The sequence below is a fragment of the Trebonia sp. genome, from assembly GCF_049794275.1.
Taxonomy (GTDB): Bacteria; Actinomycetota; Actinomycetes; order Streptosporangiales; family Streptosporangiaceae; genus Trebonia.
In genome coordinates this window covers 1-3,294 of the sequence record NZ_JBARCR010000708.1, presented here as the reverse complement: position 1 = coordinate 3,294, position 3,294 = coordinate 1, and the positions used below count along the sequence as shown (strand labels likewise).

The window sequence follows — 3,294 nt, the reverse complement described above, 5'->3', positions numbered from 1 at the left end:
GGTAGAAGTGGCCCGGCTGCTGCTTGACGCCGGTGCCGATCCGGTCGGCAGGACGCGAGGCCCACGCGCGGACTGGACGCCGCTGCGCTGCGCGGTCGCCGGCGCGGCCAACCCGGATATCGTCCGGCTGCTGCTTGACCGGGGCGCCGTCCCCGATGATCACGACCTGTACCTGGCCGGCTTCGGCGACGACGACCGGGAGAGCCTGCGGCTGCTGCTCGGCCGCGCGACGGACGTAAGCGAGACGACCGCGCTGTCCGCCCCGATCAGCAGTGGCGACATCGAGGCGGTCCGCATGCTCCTCGACGCCGGCGCCAACCCGAACCAGCCGATGCCGGCTGACCTGCTCGGCACCGGTCACGGGACAGGGGCGACCTGGCCGGCGGCGTACGCGGCGGTCCAGTTCGGCTGTGACGCGGAGCTGCTGGACCTGCTGCTCGCCCGCGGCGCCGACCCGAATGCGGCGGGCCCGGACGATCGTTCCCCCTACCGGGTGGCGATCAGCCAGGGACGCGCTGATCTGGCCGTAGTGCTGCGCCGGCACGGCGCTCGCGACGACGCCACCGCCGCCGAGCGTTTCCTGTCCGCGTGCCTGCGCCGGGACCAGGCAGGCGCACGGCAGCTGATCGCGGAGGATCCGGGGCTGGTGGACAGGCTGACCGAGTTCGAACGCGGCGCGATCGAACTCGCCGCCGAGCGCGGCGACACCGAGGCCGTCCGCCTGATGGTCGACCTTGGCTTCCCCCTTGACGCCCGCCGCGGCGATCACGGCAGCACCGCGCTGCACGCCGCCGCCTACTCCGGCAGCGCCGAAACGGTACGGCTGCTGCTGGCTCGCGGCGCCGACATCGAGGCCCGCGACATCACCTGGGACAGCACGCCGCTGGAATGGGCCAAGGTCGGCAGCGGTCTACGGCCACAGACCAGCCCCGACCCCGACTGGGCTGCCACCGTCCGGATCCTGCTCGACGCCGGCGCGTCTACCGAGAGCTTCGAGCTGTCCCCCGACGATCTCAAGCCGGCCAGTGCCGAAGTGGCGGACATCTTGCGCGCGGCGGGCGTGGGGGGCTGATCGCCCGGCTCGCGGGGGTGCCCCCAACGGGATTCGAACCCGTGCCGTCGCCTTGAAAGGGCGATGTCCTAGGCCACTAGACGATGGGGGCTCCAAGAAGACCATACCGCTTGCGGGGAGCAGCTGGTCCCACCGCCGGAGGCGGCCTTACAGCCTGCTGCTGCGCTTGCTGACGAAAGACTCGACGATCGAGCCGTCCTCGCCTTGCTCGGGAAGGATCAGCCACGCGATCAGGTAGAGCAGTATGCCGAGCCCGTAGAAGACCGTGAACACCCCGAAAGCTAGCCTGACGAGGTTAACGTCGACCCCAAAGTAAGCACCGAGCCCGGCGCAGACGCCCGCTACGATCCGGCCCTGCCGGATTCGAAGCAGCCGCTTGCCCCCGCTGCTGCCGTTGTCTTCACTCATATCTGTGATCATGCCTAGTTGGCCGGGGCCTTGTCATCAGGAATAACCCGGTGAATACCCTGAATGTCAGTGAACTGATTGGAGACGCCATGGCCACGGAGACAGACCTGCTCCAGATCGACGACCAGCTTGGCGACGAGGAGCGGCTCATCCGAGACACCGTCCGTGCCTTCGTCACCGACCATGTCCTCCCGGAGATCGCCGACTGGTTCGAGGCCGGCACCCTGCCCAGGCCGGTGCTGACCGAGCTGGGCAAGCTGGGCTTGTTCGGCATGCACCTGACGGGATACGGCTGCGCGGGCACCGGCCCGATCGCCTACGGCGTCGCGTGCCGTGAGCTCGAGGCGGCCGACTCCGGGGTGCGCAGCGCGGCTTCCGTGCAGGGATCGCTGGCCATGTTCCCGATCTGGAAGTACGGCAGCGAGGAGCAGAAAGAGGAATGGCTGCCGCGGATGGCCGCCGGTGACGCGATCGGATGCTTCGGGCTTACCGAGCCCGATTACGGTTCCGATCCGTCGTCGATGCGCACCCACGCGGTGCGCGACGGTTCCGACTGGGTGCTCAGCGGGACGAAGATGTGGATCACCAACGGGTCGGTCGCGGACATCGCCGTCGTGTGGGCCTCGACGGATGACGGCATCCGGGGGTTCCTCGTGCCACGCGGTACCCGCGGGTTCTCCGCGCGGGACATTCACAAGAAAATGTCGCTGCGCGCGTCCATCACGTCTGAGCTGGTACTCGACTCGGTGCGGCTGCCGTCGTCCGCGGTCCTGCCCGAGGTGACCGGACTGCGCGGGCCGCTGTCGTGCCTGACCGAGGCCAGGTTCGGCATCGTCTGGGGGGTGACCGGCGCGGCGCGCACCTGCCTGGAGACGGCGGTGTCATACGCGACGACGCGAACGCAGTTCGGCAAGGCAATCGCCGAGTTCCAGCTCACCCAGTCCAAGCTGGCCTGGATGGCGGTGTCGCTGTACCAGGCGCAGCTCCTGGCGCTGCACCTCGGGCGGCTGAAGTCCGCTGGGACCCTGACCCCCGTGCAGGTCAGCGCCGGGAAGATGGCCAACGCGCGGACCGCCATCGACATCGCGCGGACGTCGCGGACGATCCTCGCCGCCAACGGCGTCACGCTTGAGTACCCGGTCATCCGGCACGCGAACAACCTGGAAGCCGTCATCACCTACGAGGGTACGGAGGAAATCCACGCACTCGCCCTCGGCCAGGCCCTCACCGGAATGTCCGCCTACCGCTGACGTTTCGGTACGCTTCGATTCGGAGTGTCGCGCTTTCTGGCTTCGTCGCGGGGCCGGGGTGCGCGACGCTGCGGGGTGCTAGCTCAATGGCAGAGCAGCGGACTTTTAATCCGTTGGTTCAGGGTTCGACCCCCTGGCGCCCCACCTGCGCTTTTGTTAGTTTCCGCGTCGGGTGCGGTACAGCCGCAGCGGGTGCTGCCGTGCGTCCTCGTCGGGTTCGGTGTGGTGGAACTCAGCGACTGCGGCGCTTGGCCAGGCGCGTGACCGCGGTGAGGCCGACAAGAGATCGTGTCCTCGACTCCGCTCCTGGGCACCGGGTGGTCCTACTCGTTGTGTGCGTGATCCGTCATGGCACAGATCCCAGTGCCACCAGGTGGACGTCGATCACTACCAGCCCAAGGCCGACGATTCGCTGTACGAGCCCGGAGAGGGCAGCCTGGTCGGACAGTTCGGCCCGGAGGGTAGTCGTGTCCGGGCCTGTTGTGACCTTGCACTCGTCGAACTGTGCGCGCAGCGTTCTGCCCGCCTGGCCACGCAAGGTGATCTCATATGTGAGTCGTGCCA

General features: G+C 68.5%; 4 protein-coding genes and 2 tRNA genes. 3 read left to right on the top strand and 3 right to left on the bottom strand.

The features are described from left to right. The coding region (locus WA805_RS18805; RefSeq protein ID WP_425242981.1) for an ankyrin repeat domain-containing protein at positions 1-1,072 on the top strand (1,072 nt) is incomplete at its 5' end. Between the two features lie 18 nt (positions 1,073-1,090). Here WA805_RS18805 and WA805_RS18800 read toward each other — a convergent pair. Both WA805_RS18800 and WA805_RS18795 read right to left on the bottom strand, forming a co-directional pair. Further along, positions 1,091-1,163, bottom strand: a tRNA-Glu gene (locus WA805_RS18800). A gap of 56 nt (positions 1,164-1,219) precedes the next feature. Continuing rightward, positions 1,220-1,480, bottom strand: coding sequence for a PspC domain-containing protein (locus WA805_RS18795; RefSeq protein WP_422287875.1), 261 nt, complete (start codon positions 1,478-1,480; stop codon positions 1,220-1,222). An 89-nt stretch (positions 1,481-1,569) separates the two neighbouring features. Between WA805_RS18795 and WA805_RS18790 the strand changes: the two genes are divergently transcribed. Both WA805_RS18790 and WA805_RS18785 read left to right on the top strand, forming a co-directional pair. Continuing rightward, positions 1,570-2,730: an acyl-CoA dehydrogenase family protein gene (locus tag WA805_RS18790; RefSeq protein WP_425242980.1), complete on the top strand. Its 1,161-nt coding sequence runs from the start codon at positions 1,570-1,572 to the stop codon at positions 2,728-2,730. A 72-nt stretch (positions 2,731-2,802) separates the two neighbouring features. Continuing rightward, positions 2,803-2,874: transfer RNA gene (locus WA805_RS18785), tRNA-Lys, on the top strand. Positions 2,875-3,076: 202 nt separating this feature from the next. Here the strand turns inward: WA805_RS18785 and WA805_RS18780 are convergent. After that, positions 3,077-3,294 (bottom strand): hypothetical protein (locus WA805_RS18780; RefSeq protein WP_425242979.1); only part of this gene is annotated, 218 nt, incomplete at its 5' end.

Coding starts and splice junctions, on each gene's coding strand:
- WA805_RS18795 (WP_422287875.1), bottom strand. CDS start 1,480: ATGAGTGAAGACAACGGCAGCAGCGGGGGCAAGCGGCTGCTTCGAATC.
- WA805_RS18790 (WP_425242980.1), top strand. CDS start 1,570: ATGGCCACGGAGACAGACCTGCTCCAGATCGACGACCAGCTTGGCGAC.